This is a genomic window from Pantoea nemavictus (genome assembly GCF_037479095.1).
In the GTDB taxonomy this organism is placed as follows: Bacteria; Pseudomonadota; Gammaproteobacteria; order Enterobacterales; family Enterobacteriaceae; genus Pantoea; species Pantoea nemavictus.
In genome coordinates this window covers 765,620-782,574 of record NZ_JBBGZW010000002.1, presented here as the reverse complement: position 1 = coordinate 782,574, position 16,955 = coordinate 765,620, and the positions used below count along the sequence as shown (strand labels likewise).

17 protein-coding genes and 1 riboswitch are annotated in these 16,955 nt (G+C 56.8%); of the genes, 3 read left to right on the top strand and 14 right to left on the bottom strand.

The window, feature by feature from the left end:
* Positions 1 to 64: 64 nt before the first annotated feature.
* The 7 genes from WH298_RS23225 to WH298_RS23195 are packed head-to-tail and all read right to left on the bottom strand — an operon-like array spanning position 65 to position 5,299.
* Complete coding sequence (locus tag WH298_RS23225; protein WP_180824225.1) at positions 65 to 994, bottom strand: ABC transporter substrate-binding protein; 930 nt, start codon at positions 992 to 994, stop codon at positions 65 to 67.
* Between the two features lie 9 nt (positions 995 to 1,003).
* On the bottom strand, positions 1,004 to 1,738 hold the full coding sequence (locus WH298_RS23220) for an ABC transporter permease (RefSeq protein WP_180824224.1): 735 nt from the start codon (positions 1,736 to 1,738) through the stop codon (positions 1,004 to 1,006).
* Entirely contained in the window at positions 1,722 to 2,438 is a 717-nt protein-coding gene (locus WH298_RS23215; protein WP_180824223.1) for an ABC transporter ATP-binding protein, read from the bottom strand. The genes WH298_RS23220 and WH298_RS23215 overlap by 17 nt, the downstream gene beginning before the upstream one ends.
* A complete protein-coding gene (locus WH298_RS23210; protein ID WP_180824222.1) occupies positions 2,435 to 3,400 on the bottom strand; it encodes a HesA/MoeB/ThiF family protein in 966 nt (321 codons plus the stop codon). Before WH298_RS23210 ends, WH298_RS23215 begins: the two co-directional genes overlap by 4 nt.
* An 11-nt stretch (positions 3,401 to 3,411) precedes the next feature.
* Positions 3,412 to 4,170: a thiazole synthase gene (locus tag WH298_RS23205; RefSeq protein WP_007891255.1), complete on the bottom strand. Its 759-nt coding sequence runs from the start codon at positions 4,168 to 4,170 to the stop codon at positions 3,412 to 3,414.
* A 3-nt stretch (positions 4,171 to 4,173) separates the two neighbouring features.
* On the bottom strand, positions 4,174 to 4,371 hold the full coding sequence (thiS, locus tag WH298_RS23200) for a sulfur carrier protein ThiS (RefSeq protein WP_007891245.1): 198 nt from the start codon (positions 4,369 to 4,371) through the stop codon (positions 4,174 to 4,176).
* Positions 4,355 to 5,299 carry an FAD-dependent oxidoreductase gene (locus WH298_RS23195; RefSeq protein WP_180824221.1) on the bottom strand — a complete coding sequence of 315 codons (945 nt, stop codon included), beginning with the start codon at positions 5,297 to 5,299 and terminating at the stop codon, positions 4,355 to 4,357. Before WH298_RS23195 ends, thiS begins: the two co-directional genes overlap by 17 nt.
* Positions 5,300 to 5,428: 129 nt before the next feature.
* Positions 5,429 to 5,548: riboswitch (TPP riboswitch) on the bottom strand.
* Positions 5,549 to 5,867: 319 nt separating this feature from the next.
* Between WH298_RS23195 and WH298_RS23190 the strand changes: the two genes are divergently transcribed.
* On the top strand, positions 5,868 to 6,305 hold the full coding sequence (locus WH298_RS23190) for a 6,7-dimethyl-8-ribityllumazine synthase (RefSeq protein WP_180824220.1): 438 nt from the start codon (positions 5,868 to 5,870) through the stop codon (positions 6,303 to 6,305).
* A 129-nt stretch (positions 6,306 to 6,434) separates the two neighbouring features.
* On the opposite strand, the gene WH298_RS23185 is transcribed toward WH298_RS23190, so the two are convergent.
* Complete coding sequence (locus tag WH298_RS23185) at positions 6,435 to 7,748, bottom strand: MFS transporter (RefSeq protein ID WP_007891237.1); 1,314 nt, start codon at positions 7,746 to 7,748, stop codon at positions 6,435 to 6,437.
* A gap of 187 nt (positions 7,749 to 7,935) precedes the next feature.
* Positions 7,936 to 8,661: a pirin family protein gene (locus tag WH298_RS23180; protein WP_007891235.1), complete on the bottom strand. Its 726-nt coding sequence runs from the start codon at positions 8,659 to 8,661 to the stop codon at positions 7,936 to 7,938.
* 123 nt (positions 8,662 to 8,784) lie between these two features.
* On the opposite strand from WH298_RS23180, the gene WH298_RS23175 reads away from it, so the two are divergent.
* Positions 8,785 to 9,660 (top strand): LysR family transcriptional regulator, encoded by an 876-nt coding sequence (locus WH298_RS23175; RefSeq protein ID WP_007891233.1) that lies wholly within the window; start codon positions 8,785 to 8,787, stop codon positions 9,658 to 9,660.
* Between the two features lie 119 nt (positions 9,661 to 9,779).
* On the opposite strand, the gene WH298_RS23170 is transcribed toward WH298_RS23175, so the two are convergent.
* From WH298_RS23170 to WH298_RS23150, 5 genes are all read right to left on the bottom strand, one after another.
* Entirely contained in the window at positions 9,780 to 11,012 is a 1,233-nt protein-coding gene (locus WH298_RS23170; protein ID WP_007891232.1) for an MFS transporter, read from the bottom strand.
* Positions 11,013 to 11,223: 211 nt separating this feature from the next.
* The gene (locus WH298_RS23165) at positions 11,224 to 12,165 is read right to left on the bottom strand and encodes an ROK family protein (RefSeq protein WP_180824219.1); all 942 of its coding nucleotides are present in this window, start codon (positions 12,163 to 12,165) and stop codon (positions 11,224 to 11,226) included.
* On the bottom strand, positions 12,162 to 13,028 hold the full coding sequence (locus WH298_RS23160) for an ABC transporter permease (RefSeq protein WP_007891230.1): 867 nt from the start codon (positions 13,026 to 13,028) through the stop codon (positions 12,162 to 12,164). Before WH298_RS23160 ends, WH298_RS23165 begins: the two co-directional genes overlap by 4 nt.
* The gene (locus tag WH298_RS23155) at positions 13,028 to 13,948 is read right to left on the bottom strand and encodes an ABC transporter permease (RefSeq protein WP_180824218.1); all 921 of its coding nucleotides are present in this window, start codon (positions 13,946 to 13,948) and stop codon (positions 13,028 to 13,030) included. Before WH298_RS23155 ends, WH298_RS23160 begins: the two co-directional genes overlap by 1 nt.
* A gap of 18 nt (positions 13,949 to 13,966) precedes the next feature.
* On the bottom strand, positions 13,967 to 15,502 hold the full coding sequence (locus tag WH298_RS23150) for an ABC transporter substrate-binding protein (RefSeq protein WP_180824217.1): 1,536 nt from the start codon (positions 15,500 to 15,502) through the stop codon (positions 13,967 to 13,969).
* A gap of 317 nt (positions 15,503 to 15,819) precedes the next feature.
* Between WH298_RS23150 and WH298_RS23145 the strand changes: the two genes are divergently transcribed.
* Positions 15,820 to 16,953 (top strand): ROK family transcriptional regulator, encoded by a 1,134-nt coding sequence (locus WH298_RS23145; RefSeq protein WP_180824216.1) that lies wholly within the window; start codon positions 15,820 to 15,822, stop codon positions 16,951 to 16,953.
* The last annotated feature ends 2 nt before the right edge of the window (positions 16,954 to 16,955 follow it).

Sequence of the window (16,955 nt, the reverse complement as noted above, 5' to 3'; positions counted from 1 at the left end):
CCGCGCGCGGGAGAGGGCTGGGGTGAGGGACCCAGCGCACCTTACCGCGCCACTCCTTATCGCACTACAATGAATACCGATTCATCGGCGCCACATCCTTAATCACCCCATTCGCTCTCATATATTCGCCAAATGCCTGATAGCGCGCCCGATCAAACTCTGCGCTGTGCGCAGCGAAGTACGGCAGCGTCGCCTGCCACGCTTGATGATTCAGTTTGGTGTTCAGCTCCGGATATTGCTTGATAAACGCCTGCCACGCCTCTTGCGGATGCGCGCGCAGCCACGCCACGCCGGCATCCAGACCGCGCAGGAACGCCGGAATACGTTTATCCTGCGCCGCTGTTTTCTGGTTCGCCAAAATGATCAGCTCGTCGTACGCTGGCACACCATGATCTTCCGGCTTGAACACCGTCGGATGGGCGCCTTTGTCCTGCAGATCCAACAGCTCATAGTTGCGGAAAATGGTCATCGCACCATCAATCTTGTGCGTCAATAGCGCCGATTCACCGTCCATATTCAGGTTAATCAGCTTCACTTTATCGGCATCAACGCCCTGCGATTTCAGCATATTGCGGATCGCTACATCCTCGGTGCCCGGCACGGCGTAGCCCAGGGTTTTCCCGGCAAAGTCCTTGAGCGAGTGGATATCACTCGACAGCGTCGTCAGCGTGTTCAACGGCTGGTTGACCATGGTGCCGACGCGGATCACCGGCACCTGTTTCTCCACCAACGTATACAGCTGCGGCTGGTAGCTGATAGCGAGATCGACTTTCCCCGCCGCCAGCAGCAGCGGCACGGATGCTGAATCGGCTGGTGCGATCATCTCCACCTCCAGCCCCTCTTTTTTAAAGGCGCCGCTGTGCTGGGCAGCAAAAATCGCCGCGTGGTTCGGGTTGATAAACCAGTCGAGCAGCAGACGAACTTTCTCTGCAGCGTGCGCGCTGCTGGTCGTCAGCAGCAGCAAAGCGGTGATGGCGATACGTAGGGTGTTCAAGGTGCATCCTTATAGAGTTTGCCAGAGGGTTTTCTTACGAATAAGCGCTACGCTGCCGGAAAGCAGCAGCGCCAGAATCAGTAACAGCAGCAGCGCAGCAAAGCTGGTGGCGGTTTCAAGGCGAGCGTTCGATTGCATCATCAGATAGCCCAGCCCTTCACTCGCCCCAACCCACTCACCGATTACCACGCCGATCGGTGCCAGCACTGCCGCCATCTGTAAGCCGGAAAAAAACTGCGGTAAGGCGGCGGGCCAGCGCACGCGCCAGAAGATGCGGAAGCGCGATGGCGTGGTGGTTTGCGCCAGCTCCAGCCAGCCGCTCGGCGTGCGGCACAGCCCATCGAACAGTGACAAGCACAGCGGAAAAAACAGAATCAACGCCGCCACCACCACTTTCGACGCAATGCCAAAACCGAGCCACAGCACCAGCAGCGGCGCGAGGGCAAATACCGGGATCGCCTGGCTGGCAGTCACCAGCGGAAACAGCACGCGACGCAACAGCGGGCTGGCGGCCATCAGCACCGCCAGCGTCACGCCGGCACCCACGCCGAGCAGCAGCGCCAGCACAATTTCCGCCAGCGTATACAACGTGTGATGCCAGAGCAGTTGGCGATGCAGCCATAGCGCGTCAAGCACCGCCTGCGGAGCGGGCAGTAAAAAGGTCGGCACGCCGCTGTGACGCGCCAGCAGCCAGCCGCACAGCAGCACCACGCACAAATAGATCGCGCTAAACAGTGTTTTCATGAGTATTCAATCGGGAGAAAAGTTGCGCCTGCGCCTGCAACACGCCGGGATCATCGAACGGTCGCGGTGTTACACCGTCAGGCACCGGCCAGTTTTCGATGTCCAGCGGTTGGCCATCGAGCAGTAAAATGTCATCGGCCATGCGGCAGGCTTCAAGGGGATCGTGGGTCACCAGCAACACGGTTTTGCCTTGCAGTAAGCGTGCGGTCAGCGTCTGCAGACTAAGTTTGGTCATCACATCAAGCGTGGCGAACGGCTCATCCATCAGCACCACCTCACGCTGCGCATAGAGCGTGCGCGCCAGCGCCACGCGTTGCCGCATACCGCCAGAGAGTTGATGCGGCGGTGCGTGTGCCACCTCGCTGAGCTTTACCTGCTCCAGCAGCGCCAGCGCGCGCGGACGATCTGCTTTTTCACCGCCCAGTCGTGCCGATAGCATCACGTTTTCCAGCACCGTCAGCCACGGATAGAGCAGATCCTGCTGCCCCATCCACGCCACATTGCCGCTCAATCCCTGCACCGCGCCCTGTTGCGGCTGAAGTAATCCCGCGATCAAGCGCAGCAGCGTGCTTTTGCCGATGCCGCTGCGTCCCAGCATCACCGTGGTTTTGCCGCCGCGCAGCTGCAGATTCAGCTGCTGGCACAGCGGTTTATCGCCCCAGCTAAAGCTCACGTCGTTGAAAAAAATGTCGTGGCTCATGGGCGATTTGCCGCCAGAATCGCCAGCTGGTTAAAGCCACGCTGCGCCAACACTGCGGCGGCCTGCGCGGCACGAATGCCGCTGGCGCACACCAGTACAATGCGTTGCTGCGTCGGTGGCTGCCATGTGGCGATCGCCTGCGGCAGAAGGCGTTCAACGCTCTCTGCGACGCTGACTGGCGCTTCTTCATGGCTACGCAGTTCGACAATGCAGTCATCCGCCGCCAGCAGTTGCCGATCGATAAACGGCACCGCCTGTTGCGGTTCTTCGGCCTGATCAAAGCGGAACGGGCGGAAGTGCCAGTTAACAAAATCGCAGTTCACCAGACAGCCAAGCGGCGATGGCTGCAGCTCAAGCAGCACGCTGAGCGCCATCTGCGCCTGCATCGCGCCCAATGCAGCGACCGCCGGACCCATCACGCCTGCGGTGTTGCAGTTCGCCGCCGAGGAGGGCAAGCGGGGAAATACCGCGCGATAGCTCGGCGCTCCGCCACAAAAACCGCCCACGTAACCTTGTCTGCGTAGAACCGAGGCGCTGATCAGCGGGATGCCCGTTAGCATGCACGCATCGGAGAGCTGATAGGTGACGGCAAAATTATCCGCCGCGTCGATCACCAGATCGCACTGCGCCAACGCCTGCTGCACATTGCTGGCGCTCAGTGATTGCTGCAGCGCGTCGATCTGCACCTCGGGATTACGCTGCTGTAATGCCTGCTGTGCGCTGAGCACCTTGGGCTGGCCGATATCCTGCAGAGTAAACAGCGTTTGCCGATGCAGGTTATGCAGCGCCACTTCGTCGTCGTCATAGAGCCGAATATGGCCGACGCCCGCGCCCACCAGCTGCGGCAGCAGCGTCGCGCTTAACCCGCCGGCACCCACCACCACTACGCGCGCGTTGCGCAGTTTGCGCTGCCCGTCTTCACCCACTTCCGGCAGCATCATCTGGCGTTGATAGCGTTCCATATCGCCGCCCATCAGTTGAGATTTGCCAGGCCAAAGATGGGCGTGGACGCACTCGCCATATCGCGCTTCTCCATCAATCCGGCGCTACATGCCGCTCGCCCGGCTTCAATCGCCTGACGGAAAGCGTTGGCCATCACGATGGGATCGCCCGCTTTGGCGACCGCGGTATTCAGCAAAATGCCATCGAAACCCATCTCCATCGCCTGCGCCGCCTGCGACGGCGCACCAATCCCGGCATCAATGATCAGCGGAACATCGCTAAACCAGGCGCGCATCGCGCGCAGGCCGTCGATATTGCGCAATCCCTGGCCGGAACCGATCGGCGCGCCCCACGGCATCAACAGTTCACAGCCTGCCGCCAGCAACTTTTCGCCAACGATCAGATCTTCAGTGGTGTAGGGAAATACCTGGAAGCCGTCTGCACAGAGAATGCGCGCCGCTTCCACCAGCGCGAACGGATCGGGCTGCAGCGTGTCGGCGTGGCCGATCACTTCCAGCTTGATCCACGCGGTATTGAACAGTTCCCGTGCCATATGTGCGGTGGTGACCGCCTCTTTCACCGTGTGACAGCCGGCGGTGTTCGGTAACACGCGGATGTTGAGTCCGGTCAGCAGATCGCGAAATGCTGCACCGGCAGCGCCTTCACGTCGCAGGCTAACGGTGATGATTTCGCTGCCAGACGCGGCAATCGCCTGCTGTAAAATCGCCGGCGAAGGATAGCCCGCGGTGCCGAGTAGGAAGCGTGATTGGGGATCATGATCGTAAAACATCGCTTAGCCTCCCTGCATCGGTGACAGCACTTCCAGCTGGCAACCTTCATCCAGCAGCTGCGTGTCGTACTGGCTTTTCGGCACGAAGGCGCCGTTAAAGGCGGTGGCCACGCAGGCCACATCAATTTGCTGCTCGATCAACAATTCGCTCAGGCTGGTGGCCTGGGTGCTGATGGCGCGGCCATTAAGCTGAATGTTCATAGGATTGCTCTCCAGATAGGCGCTGCATCAGCTGCTCTGCCAGCATCGGTGCCAGCAGAAAACCGTGGCGATACATGCCGTTGAGATAAAAGGTGTCATTTTGAAAGTGAATTTCCGGCAGATTGGCCGGATAGGCCGGACGCAGCCCGCTGCCGCTCTCGATGACGCGCGCTTCCGCTAATGCCGGATGAATAGCGTAAGCGGCGCTGAGTAACTCCATCATGGCGCGGGCACTGATTGGGCTGGCATCGTCGCTCTCAACCATGGTGGCGCCGAGCATGAAATGGCCGCCGCGACGCGGCACCAGATAGCAGGGAAAACGCGGATGCAACAGGCGGATCGGACGGGAAAACTGCACCTCATCGCTGTGCAAAATCAGCATCTCACCGCGCACTGCGCGCAGGCGCGGCAGTTCGGGCGCCGCATGGATACCTCGACAATCAATAATCTGACCGCTTGGCGCATGCGAGCTGAAGACTACGCCGTGGGCGATCAGCTTTTCACGCATCTCCTGCAGCGCCAGGCGCGGATCGAGATGCGCTTCCTGAGCGAAGAACAGACCGCGCGCAAAGCGCCCTTCCAGCGCCGGTTCGATGTGGCAGGGATCGACCCATTGATGTTGCTCGGTCATGCGGGCGAAACGGTTGAGTTCCTGGCTATCGCGTGGCGGCGCCACCACCAGCGTACCCTGATGCTCGACGCTGCTGACGCGCTGTTGCCACCACGCGGCAGAGTGCTGTCCAAGGGAGATCACCTCGCGCGGTGCGCTTTCGGATTCGCACCAGGGCGCCAGCATGCCACCCGCAAACCAGGAAGCCGGACGCCGCGATGCATCGCCGATCACCTCAACGTCTTCACCGCGTTCCGCCAGCAACGTTGCCACGCACAAGCCGGCCACGCCGCAGCCGAGCACGCTCCAGCGGCTCACAGCGCCTGTTCCAGGATGTTTAAAAAGGGGAAGTTCACATCGGCCTCTCAGTGTTGACTGAGACCCGCAGATACAGGAGAAGGGAAAGGGCGCCAACCATCGAGCTTGCCTTAGCGCCAGACAGCCAAACTAACAAGCTGTCAGTCTTCCTACGCCAGTATCAACTGGGTCAGGTTCAAAGGGTCGCTAAGCCGCGCAGTGCGCTATTAGCCTCTCAGTCTCTGTGGCGAGACTCCCCCGACGCGTCTATTTGTATTGCAGGCGATGGTCGCCGTCAAGCGCGGAATAACTACATTAAGGGTGTGGTTAAATTGTTTTCTCCATACTTAAACCCAAAATAATTCGAGTTGCAGGAAGGCGGCAAGTGGGTTCATCCCCAGGAGCATACTGAAGTATGTGACTGGGGTGGACACGCGCAGCCAACGCACCTGCAGCTCGAAGTATGACGGGTTTCGCGTCGGTGGATCATAAACGTAACATATGGTATACAAACACATTATTGCTGAGAGTATGGATTTCTCTCTTAATTTAATAGCGCGAACAAATTACAGGTGATGTCGGAATAATCATGAACAATATTAAAATTGCATTTATTAAAGCCGGATGGCACAAAGAAATTGTCCATAACGCTCTGGTGGGTTTCGAAAAAGAATTAGCCGATCAATCCGTTGAAGCGCAATTAAAAGTGCTGGAAGTGCCTGGCGCATTTGAAATGCCGCTGTTGGCTAAGCGTCTGGCAGAAACCGGCAAATACGATGCGATTGTCTGCGCGGCGCTGGTGGTGGACGGCGGTATCTATCGCCATGATTTCGTCGCGGCAGCCGTGGTGGATGGCCTGATGAACGTACAGCTGACGACCAACGTGCCGGTGTTTTCCGTGTCATTAACCCCGCATAATTTCCAGCCGGTTGAGGTCATCGAAAACTTCTATACCGAGCATTTCATCAAGAAAGGCAAAGAAGCCGCGCGTGCTGTGCTGGCTATTCATAATCTTTCGATTGATTGAAACGTATAAAAGGGAGCAACGAATTAGCTGCTCCCTTTTTAATTATTCCGCCTACCCAAGGTTAAATTTCAGAATAGTGCCAGCTGCATATACGGCAATTATCCGTCCCCCTTCCTGACTTGCCTCGACTTAATGTTTCACACTCATCAAATGATTTTCCTTCAAATGTCGGCGCGGCTCGGAAGGATTGATATCGCACGCTTTTGGCAGTAATAGCGTAAAGATGCCCGCGATCACTAACGATCCCGCCAGCCAGCAAATCGCCACGTTTTGGCTGTACAGCAGCGTCATGATGCCCACCAGATACGGCCCACAGAATCCGCCCAGGTTGCCTAAACCATTAATGACACCGCGTGCGCTACCTGCCACTTCCGGCGCGGCGATACGTCCGGGAATCGACCAGAATGGGCTGGTCGCCGCTTTCAGGAAGAAGCCGCACACCACCAGCGCGATGTAGGCGGCGACGACGTTGTCATGCAGCACCACCGAAGCCAGCAACGCAGCGGCGAAACAGAACAGTGATACCATCACCCACAAACGCCGCTTGCCGGTGCGATCGCTCAACCAGGAAATGGCGTAAATGCCCAGAACTGTGGCGACAAACGGAATCGCCGCCAGCAAGCCAACGCCCGCCATATTGCTGCCGGTAAGATTTTTCAGGATACTCGGCAGCCACAGCGTGTAACCGTAATCCCCGGTTTGGTAGAAGAAGTTCAGCGCCACCAACTTCATCAGACCCGAGTTACGGAACACCGCTTTTAACGGCGCTTTGCTGACCGGTTCCTTTTTAAGATGCTGGGCCTTTTCACGTGCCAATTCGCGCAGCAGATACTCTTTTTCTCGGGCGGGTAACCAGCGCGCATCCTCAGGACGATCGGCGATCACCAGCCACCACACCAGCAGCACAGCGGCAGAAAGCAGACCTTCAATAATGAACAGCCAGCGCCAGTCCAGCACGTTAATGATGTAGCCCGATATCGGGGCGGTGAACATGCCGCCCAGCGGCGCGAACATCATGACAAAGGCGTTAGCGCGTCCCAGCTCCTTTTCCGGAAACCAGTTGCTGACCATGGTTAATACCACCGGCAGCATGCCGCCCTCGGAAATACCCAGCACGAAACGCAGCGCCAGCAACTGATAGTGATTGGTGACAAACCCGGTGGCGATGGAGACCACCATCCACGCGGCCAGCGACCAGGCAATAAAACGTTTCCCGCTGCCATTCACCGCGATACGACCGCCAGGCACTTGTAAAAACAGATAACCGATAAAGAAGATGCCGCTGACCACACCGGCCATTTGGCTGGTGATCGCCAGATCCTGATCCATACCGCCAGGCAGCGCGAAGCTGATATTGACGCGATCCATGAATGAAACAATGCAGGTGATAAGAATTGGGGCAATGACGCGATACCAACGCGTTCCGGGGATTTTTTCGTGCATGCTGCCCTCTCCATGTTTAGCCATGATGCTTAGGTTCAATGGCTATCTATTAAAGAGAGTATGGAAATAATTATTGCGATCTTAATCACTGCAATTAATGTTAAGAAAAAGTGTTACATACGCTGTGATCGCGCATAAAAAAAAGCAGCGCGATGGCTCGCACTGCTCTTTGCGCTCTTTTTAATCATTAACGCTGCGGATGATTCACTTCCAGCGGACGCAAATCAAATACCAGCACTTCCGCATCATCACCGTTAGCGAACTGCAGCGCAGTTTCGTTGCGAACCCGTGCACCGTCGCCCTCTTTGAACGTCACGCCGTTCACTTCGATGCTGCCGCGTGCCACGTGAATATAGGCGTAGCGATCGGCATCCAGTTCGAAAGTCTGCTGCTCTGCTCCGTCAAACAGTCCGGCATAAATACGAATATCCTGATGTACGCTGAGCGAACCGTTGTCGCCGTTTGGCGAAATGATCAAACGCAGCTGGCCGCGCTTGTCACTCTCTGCCACGGAAACCTGCTGATAACCCGGCTGCGTGTTACGTTCAGCAGGCACAATCCAGATCTGCAGGAAGTGCACCTTATCCGTTTTCGAGTGGTTAAACTCGCTGTGCGTGACGCCGCTACCGGCGCTCATCAGCTGCACATCGCCCGGCACAATCACCGAACCGGTGCCCATGGAATCTTTATGCTCCAGCGCGCCTTCCAGCACATAGGAGATGATTTCCATATTGTTGTGCGGGTGCGCACCAAAACCACGGCCCGCGGCAACGCGGTCATCATTGATCACCAGAAGATCGGAGAAGCCGGTCTGTTGCGGATCCCAATAGTTAGCGAATGAAAAAGTGTGATGTGAGTTCAACCAACCGTGGTCACCCACTCCGCGTTGTTCTGACAGGCGTTGTTCAATCATGATCTGCTCCTCAAATGTGCTGTTGGAGGGCGATTACCCTTCCCGTTGCAGATAAGTATACGTAAACTGTTTTGCCTAACAATGCGTTCAAATGACAATGAGTGTCACCGATGAGTGGACAATATGCAGATTGAAGATCTCCGCATTTATGTAGCCGTAATCAAAGCCGGTAACTTCACCGCCGCCGCCGAACAGCTCATGCTGTCGAAACAATATGTCAGCCGCCGTATTGCCGCATTGGAAGAGTCGCTTGGCACGCGTCTGCTCAATCGTAATACGCGTAAGTTATCGGTGACGGATAACGGACAGCTGTTTGCGCAGCACGCGCAGCGCATTCTCGATGATGTGCAGGAAGCCGAGCTGGCGGTATCGGGACGCCGTCAGGCGCTGCAAGGCAGTTTCCGCCTCAGCGTGCCGATGTCGTTTGGCATCAGCCATCTGTCGCCGTTTATCGCCGAGTTTCTCAGCTTGCATCCAGGATTGCAGTTCCAGGTTGAACTGGCCGATCGCTATGTCGATATGGTGGGCGAAGGTTTCGATATGGCGATCCGCATTGGCACGCTACCCGATTCCAGTTTGATCGCCAAACGACTCGGCGAGTTCCGGCGAGTGATTTGCGCCAGTCCGGCCTACCTGCAGGGCGCCGGCGCACCGCGCACGCCAGAAGCGCTCACCGAGCATTTGTGCCTGCGCTACGGGCGCGAAAGCCAAACGGGCTGGGAACTGTTTAGAGGCGATGAGCGCAAAGTGATTAGCGTGCAAGGGCCGATGGTCAGCAATAACGGAGAGATGCTGCGTGATGCGGCCGTTGCCGGGCTGGGGCTGATTCTGCTGCCCGAGTTCATCGTGGCGCCGGCATTAGCCAGTGGCGAGCTGATTACAGTGCTGGAAGAGTGGCAACCGGCAACGCTGAATCTGAATGCGCTTTATCCACAGCATCGCCAGCGCAGTGAAATTAATCGGGTGTTTATGGCTTTTTTGCAGGAGAAGCTGGCGTAATCAATGACTTGCACCAAACGTAGCGACGCGATTCATCGCGTTTACCAATGGAGGCACTATGCCCATCCTGGCAATGCGCAATAAATTGCGCCGCTACGGTGTGTGCTTATTAATAAGTATCAGTGACTTTCGTGAGCAAAAGTGATGGATTTACGGCGCGCATCGCGCATCGCCACCGCATGAATTAGCAGGCCTAACACCGCCAGAATCGCGCCCACCCAACCGGTTGACTGCCAGCCCAGGCCAGCTGAAATGGTGACGCCGCCCAGCCACGCGCCGAGCGCATTCGCCAGGTTAAACGCCGAGTGGTTCATCGCTGCCGCCATGGTTTGCGCATCACCGGCGACGTCCATCAAGCGGATTTGCAGCACCGCCGCCAGCGCCACCATGGTGCCCACCAGCATCACATTGATGGCACCCGCCAGCGCATAGTGCGCGGCAAACACAAAGGCGCTGAGCACCAGAAATGACCAGATCAGCAAAATGCGGATGGTCTTTTCAATGCCGCGATCGGCCAGACGGCCACCGGCAATGTTGCCGATAATCATGCCCAGCCCGAACAGCGCCAGCACGGCGGGAATCCAGCTCACCGGCATCTGCGCCAGTTCGGTCATGGTCGGTTTAACGTAGCTAAACACCGAGAACAAACCGCCGCTGCCCACCGCGCCAATCGCCAGCGTTAGAAGCACCTGTTTGCGCGTCAAAGCGGAGAGTTCACGCAGCGGGCTGGCCTGTTTGTCGCCAGCCACGTTCGGCACCCACAGCCAAATCAACAGTAAGGTCACCAGCGCCAGACCGCCGACAATGGCAAACGCATCACGCCAGCCGAACCATTGACCGATGGCAGTGACGGCGGGCACGCCGAGTAAGTTGGCGATAGTCAGGCCAAACAGCACCATCGACACCGCCTGCGCGCGCTTTTTGCGCTCGACCAGGCCAGCAGCCACCAGCGCCGCCACGCCAAAGAAGGTGCCGTGCGGGAAACCGGCAAGGAAACGCGCCAGCAGCATCGAGTAATAGCCGGGCGCAATCGCACTCAGCAGGTTACCGGCGGCAAACAGGCCCATCAGCGTCATCAGGAAGTTACGACGTGAGGCGCGCGCGCCTAACACCGCCAGCAGTGGCGCACCAATCACCACGCCGAGGGCATAAATACTGATGAGATGCCCAGCGGAGGGAATCGATACGTTGAGGCCTTTGGCTGCATCGGGCAGCAGGCCCATGATGACGAATTCGCCGGTACCAATGGCAAAGCCGCCGGTGCCGAGCGCGAACAGGGCCTTCAGCACGCTCTGACGCGGCAGCGATGCCTCATTCGGCAGCTGAGTAAGTTGGGGTTGTACTGATGACATGAGTTTTCCGAACCACAGGTGAAGAACTCAGTCAGGATCGTGGACGCATTAAACAGCAACCATCGTCGCAACTGAGTTAAGTAAGCGGCATATGATAGCGTAAAAACCCGCACATGCCGTAGCGGCGCAATTTATTGCGCAAAATAGGAATTGGCACACTGCAGCCAATGATTCGCGCGATAAATCGCGCCGCTACAAAACGTGCCTGAATTCAGTATTGGCGACTTTGCCGGGCCAATAGCGCGGCGCCCATCATGCCGCCGTGATGCGCGAACTCGCCGGGGATCACTAAACGCTGTGAGGTGCGGCGTAATACATAGCCCTGCACCACTTCGTCCAATGCTGCGATCAGCGATGTTACGGACGCCAATCCGCCCCCCACCACCACGCATGAGGCGCCGGTGATATTGATGCTGTATGCCAGCGGCTGACCGACCAGCTGTAGCCACGCCTTGATGGTTTGCTGTGCCAGCGCATCCTGCTGCTGCCAGCGTGTAATAATCTCAACGCTGCTGGCGGTGCAGTTATGTAACGTCTGATGCAGATTCTCAAGACCGCGCGCGCCTCCGTAACTGTCGAGGCAGCCCTTTTGTCCGCATGGGCAGCTCAGGCGCGGCAGGCGCACAGTTGTGCCATCAATTTCCACTTCGGTGAGTGTAATCGGCCCGTGTCCCCATTCGCCGGTCAAACCATTTTGTCCGGTAATAATGCGGCCATCCGCCACTAATCCGCCGCCCACGCCTGAACCGAGAATGGCGCCAAACACCACTTTATGCCCTTTGCCGACACCGGCTAACGCTTCGGCCAGGGTGAAGCAGTCGGCATCGTTATGCACCACCACCTGGCGGTGCAGCAGCGCGCCCAGTTCGTTAGCCAGACTGCGCTGATGAAACGCGGGAATGTTACTGGCAAACATCTCGCCTGACTCTGGCGCCACAATGCCGGCGGTAGAGATCGCCAGCGGGCTATGGGTGGCAAAATGCGCCTGATGTTGGACAATCATCTGGCTAACCAGCGCGGTGAAATCTTCCCAGCTGGCGGCTGGGATCGGTTGCTGATCGAGCAGGGTTAATTGATCCTGCGCATCCATCGCGCCTAACTTGATAAATGAGCCGCCCAGATCGAGGCAAATTACCGCAGGTTGTTCACTCATAAACGTTTATCCATCACATCACGTAATCCATCACCGAGCACGTTGAAGCCCAGTACGGTAATCAAAATCGCCAATCCGGGAAAGAGTGACACATAGATATTCAGGCCAAGGAAGTTGCGCCCGTCGCTCATCATTGTACCCCACTCTGGCATTGGCGGCTGCACGCCTAAGCCGAGGAAAGAGAGGCTGGCGGCAGAAAGCACCACTGCGCCCGCCGTTAACGTCGACTGGACAATCAGCGGGCCAATTGAGTTGCGCAAAATATAGTGCGTGATGATGCGCGGATAGCGCACGCCAAGCATATGCGCCGCTTCGATGTACTCCATATTCTTCAGACCAAGGGTCAGGTTGCGGCTCAGGCGCGCATACACCGGAATCGAGAACAGCGAGATGGCGATCAGCATATTGGTGAGTCCTTCGCCCAATACGCTAACAATCAAAATCGCCAGCACAATGCCGGGAAAGGCAAAGATGATATCCATCACCCACATGATGAGCGCATCAATCTTGCGCCCGGCCAATCCGGAGATGATGCCGAGCGGAATGCCGATCACCATGGATATTGCCACGCTGAGGCTCACTTCAAACAGCGTGATGCGCGCACCGTAAATCACGCGTGAAAAAATGTCGCGACCATAATCGTCGGTACCAAACCAGTGTGCGGCCGAAGGCGCTTGTAAGGTATTAAGTAAATCCTGCTCGACCGGATCCCAATGGGTAATCAGCGGAGCCAGCGCGGCGGCGAGGACTACCAGCAGCACCAGCGCGCCGCCAATGGCAATTGACGGATTGGCGATCAGGATTCTGAGCAGGTTTCGGCTGCGCGAACGCGGCGGCAGCGCGGCGCTTTCAATACTGTTCATCAGTCGAACCTTATTTTCGGGTTGAGCAAGCCAATCAAAATTTCGCCCACCAGGTTCATCAACACCACGCCGGTTACGGCAACCAGGGTGACGCCCTGAATCACCGGATAGTCGCGGTAACGCACTGAATCCACCAGCAAGCGGCCAATCCCCGGCCAGTTGAACACCGATTCGGTGACCACCGCGCCGCCAATCAGGCTGCCGAAGTTGAGGGCGACAATGGTGACGATGGGGATCAGCGCATTACGCAGCGCGTGCTTCCAGTGAATGCTGCCAGAGGACAATCCCTTGGCTTTGGCGGTGCGAATGTAATCCTGACTCAACACATCCAGCATGCTGGAACGCGTCATGCGGGCAATCATCGCCATCGGCAAGATCGCCAGCGTGACGGTGGGCATGATGTAGTTTTTCCATGAATCAGCGCCCAGCAGCGGCAGCCAGCCCAGCTCTACGGCAAAGTAGTTCATCGCCAGTAGCGCCAGCCAGAAGTTAGCAATCGACGCACCGGCGATGGTTAGCACCATAACGATTTGGTCGGGAATGCGCTGGCGATAAATTGCGCCAGTCATCCCCGCCGGTACGCCAATCGCAATCGCCAGCAGATAAGCCAGCGCCGCCAGCGATAAGGTGTAGGGCAACCGCTCACTGATTTCCGTCATCACCGGACGCTGCGACTGCAGCGACAATCCGAGTTTGCCATGCAGCGCTTCCCCGGCAAACTTGACGTATTGCAGCGGCAAGGGCTGATCCAGCCCCAGCCGCACGCGCATACTGTCCACCGCTTCCTGCGGCGCTTCCGGGCCGGCCATCAGCCGCGCCGGATCGCCCGGCAGCGCACGGATGGCGATAAACACGATGATCGACACGCCGAAGATAATGAGCGGCAGCGAAAGCACCTTTTTTGCGACGTACGCTTTCATTTCACATCAGCCATTGGTTTATTGCTTCACCGCATCGCGCACGACAATTTGTCCGCCCGGCTGCATGATCACACCGCTGATATTTTTACGTGCGGCATAGAGATCGTCCTGATAGAACAGCAGCACCTGCGGCGCTAATCCGCTGATCTGCTTTTGTGCCTGGAAATAGAGATCTTTGCGTTTGGCATCGTCGAGCGTGGAGGCTGCGGTATCTATGAGTTCATCCGTCTGTTTGTCGCTAAAGAAGCCGAGGTTGGCGCCGCCCGGCGCGAAACTGCTGGTGTGATACAACGGACGCAACTGCAGGTCTGAGCCGTATAAGCCGGAAGACCAGGATGCCAGCACCGCATCGGTCCCCTGCGCGGCTTTCTCTTTGCCATCGGCAAAGGCGGCTTTGGTCCATACGCCGCTCTCCATCTGGCGCACGGTAAGTTTTACGCCAATTTTGCTCCACATGCCCTGTAACACCTGCGCGGTGCGCGCATCCGGCGCCTGTACCGCAATCGAAAGCGCAAAGCCATCGGCGTAGCCCGCCGCTTTCAGCAGATCTTTGGCTTTCTGCACATCGTACGGATAGTCGTGCAGATTCTTGTCGTAGTTTGGATCAACCGGTGCCAGCGCAGAGTTAGCCGGTTGCGCATAGCCAAACATGATGGCTTTGACCAGCGCCTGTTGGTCCGTGGCGAAATTCAACGCCTGGCGCACGCGGACATCGCTGAGCGCTTTGCTCTGGGTATTGAGATCGACCCAGAACACCGCCGCACCCGGCGACTGTTTCAGATTGACGTTGGCATTGTTTTTCAACATGCCAGCAAACTGCGGCGGCACCGGGTTAATAATATCGACCTGCCCCGATTGCAGCGCCATATTCATTACTGAAGGTTCGCTGCTCCACGTCCATTTAATTTCATCCGGACCGGAGGATTTTCCCCAATAGTCGGTATTCTTTTGTTCAAGCACATATTCGCCGGATTTATATTGCAGCAATTTATACGGGCCCGTGCCGTCAGCTTTATTGTTAATTGTGCCGTCTTTATCCGCTTTTGGGCTCACCATTAAACCCGGACCAGAGGCTAATACGGTTAAAAATGCCGGGTTAATTTTTTTCAGCTGAAACGTGACAGTCAGATCGTCTTTTTTCTTCACATCCTGAATAAAGGTGCGAATTTTGCCGCTGCCCGCTAAACCGCGCTGCGTATTTAAATGGCGCTGAAAGTTTTCTACTACCGCATCGGCATTAAATGGCGTGCCGTCATGGAATTTCACATTGGGCCGCAGGGTAAATGTCCAGTTGAGTCCGCTTTCATCGGATGTCCACGACAGCGCTAATGCCGGAATGATTTTGCCGTCATCACCGAGACGCGTCAGGCCTTCATACATCGGATCCAGCACCGTACCGGTAAAGGTCGCGGTTTGGTTGCCTGGGTCCATGCTGCGCGGCGGTTCGTTTTGCATGATCACCAGCTGACTGGCGAAAACGGAGGCGCTCGCCAGTGACGCCAATAGACAACCGGCCAGCGTCAGTACCTTGAAATGCTTATGTTTGCTTTCCATGAAGGCCCTCAATGAATCATTGAAACGATCGGTGAATGAATGCACGTCATTACCACCACGCACCACCTGTAGCGGCGCAATTTATTGCGCAATAAATTGCGCCGCTACGAAATGTGCGGGCAGCGATACGATATCTACTGCTTTGTTGATAAACATTGCGCTATATAAGCCACAATCCCTAAACAAAAGCCAAGACGTAGGTTCATATAATTTACTTATAATTAGATCTGCATTCAGAAAATTAACTAAATATCGTTGTATTTGTTTTCTGGCCTTATTATTGTCAGCGCATAAGTGTTAACGCTGTGAGAACCCGCATGCTCAATCCCCATCAGCAACAAATTTTACGTTTGCTTATTGCCTCGCATGGGATGAGCCGCACCGCGCTGGCGGAAAAGATGAAGTTGAGCAAAGCCGCAATTAGTCCGCTGGTAAAAGAGATGCTGAGCGCCGGACTGCTGGAGGAGAGTGCTGCTGAATCTACTGGGCAGGGTCGTCCATCAATTTTATTAAAAATGCGCGCCGACAGCGCCTATTTTCTCGGTGCTTCGCTGCTCGGTGAGCGCGTGGTTTTAGTGTTGATTGATATGCATGGCCGCACCCTGGCTTCCACCGACATGGCGCTGAATCTCGATCCTCAGCAGCTGGCGGTGACCATTGCAGCTGCGATTCCGGCGCTGATTGCGCAAAAAGCGATTTCGCCTGATCAGCTGATCGGTCTTGGCGTTACCCTCTCCGGCTTTGTCGATGAAAATCAGGCTGTTTGCGTGCAGTCGGCGCTGCTGGGCTGGAAGAATGTGCCGCTCGCCGAGCTGTTGAAACAGCAAACCGGGCTGGATGTTTCGCTGGAGAACGATGCCAAAGCGCTGGCGGTGAGCGAGAAGATATTCGGGGTGGCGAAAAAGGCGCGCAATTTCAGCCTGATTTCCCATGGTGATGGCATTGGCGCGGCGCACTTTTTTCAGGGGCAACTGCATCGCGGGGCGCACGGCGGCGCCGGTGAAATTGCCCACTGCACCATCGAACCAGGCGGGCGTCCCTGCCGCTGCGGCAAACGCGGCTGCCTTGATACATTGGCGTCGTTAACCGCCATTCGCGAAAGTATGCGCGATAAAGCGCTGGAGAGCGGCTCGATTGCCGAGCTGGAGGCGCTGGCGGTGAAAGGCAACAGCGCAGCGATCGCAATTTTACATCAGGCCGGCCATGCGCTGGGCCTGGCGATCGCCAACATAATCCAGATGAATGACCCCGAAATGATTGTGATTGCCCATCAGCCCGATGCGTTTGACGGGCTGCTAAAAACCGTGGTGCTGCAGGCGATTGATAGCCACGTGTTGCCATCGATTATCGGCAAAACGCCGATATCCAGCATGGTCATTGATGAAGAGAGCTGGGCCAGAGCCGCGGCCAGTGTGGCGGCGTATCGTTTTATCATTCACTTACCCGACTAGCG

What these genes read in the sequence shown, in the direction of transcription:
- thiS (WP_007891245.1), bottom strand. Translation starts at nt 4,371, where the DNA reads ATGAACATTCAGCTTAATGGCCGCGCCATCAGCACCCAGGCCACCAGC.
- WH298_RS23145 (WP_180824216.1), top strand. Translation starts at nt 15,820, where the DNA reads ATGCTCAATCCCCATCAGCAACAAATTTTACGTTTGCTTATTGCCTCG.
- WH298_RS23160 (WP_007891230.1), bottom strand. Translation starts at nt 13,028, where the DNA reads ATGAACAGTATTGAAAGCGCCGCGCTGCCGCCGCGTTCGCGCAGCCGA.
- WH298_RS23215 (WP_180824223.1), bottom strand. Translation starts at nt 2,438, where the DNA reads ATGAGCCACGACATTTTTTTCAACGACGTGAGCTTTAGCTGGGGCGAT.
- WH298_RS23210 (WP_180824222.1), bottom strand. Translation starts at nt 3,400, where the DNA reads ATGGAACGCTATCAACGCCAGATGATGCTGCCGGAAGTGGGTGAAGAC.
- WH298_RS23205 (WP_007891255.1), bottom strand. Translation starts at nt 4,170, where the DNA reads ATGTTTTACGATCATGATCCCCAATCACGCTTCCTACTCGGCACCGCG.
- WH298_RS23180 (WP_007891235.1), bottom strand. Translation starts at nt 8,661, where the DNA reads ATGATTGAACAACGCCTGTCAGAACAACGCGGAGTGGGTGACCACGGT.
- WH298_RS23155 (WP_180824218.1), bottom strand. Translation starts at nt 13,948, where the DNA reads ATGAAAGCGTACGTCGCAAAAAAGGTGCTTTCGCTGCCGCTCATTATC.
- WH298_RS23185 (WP_007891237.1), bottom strand. Translation starts at nt 7,748, where the DNA reads ATGCACGAAAAAATCCCCGGAACGCGTTGGTATCGCGTCATTGCCCCA.
- WH298_RS23170 (WP_007891232.1), bottom strand. Translation starts at nt 11,012, where the DNA reads ATGTCATCAGTACAACCCCAACTTACTCAGCTGCCGAATGAGGCATCG.
- WH298_RS23175 (WP_007891233.1), top strand. Translation starts at nt 8,785, where the DNA reads ATGCAGATTGAAGATCTCCGCATTTATGTAGCCGTAATCAAAGCCGGT.
- WH298_RS23190 (WP_180824220.1), top strand. Translation starts at nt 5,868, where the DNA reads ATGAACAATATTAAAATTGCATTTATTAAAGCCGGATGGCACAAAGAA.
- WH298_RS23220 (WP_180824224.1), bottom strand. Translation starts at nt 1,738, where the DNA reads ATGAAAACACTGTTTAGCGCGATCTATTTGTGCGTGGTGCTGCTGTGC.
- WH298_RS23165 (WP_180824219.1), bottom strand. Translation starts at nt 12,165, where the DNA reads ATGAGTGAACAACCTGCGGTAATTTGCCTCGATCTGGGCGGCTCATTT.
- WH298_RS23150 (WP_180824217.1), bottom strand. Translation starts at nt 15,502, where the DNA reads ATGGAAAGCAAACATAAGCATTTCAAGGTACTGACGCTGGCCGGTTGT.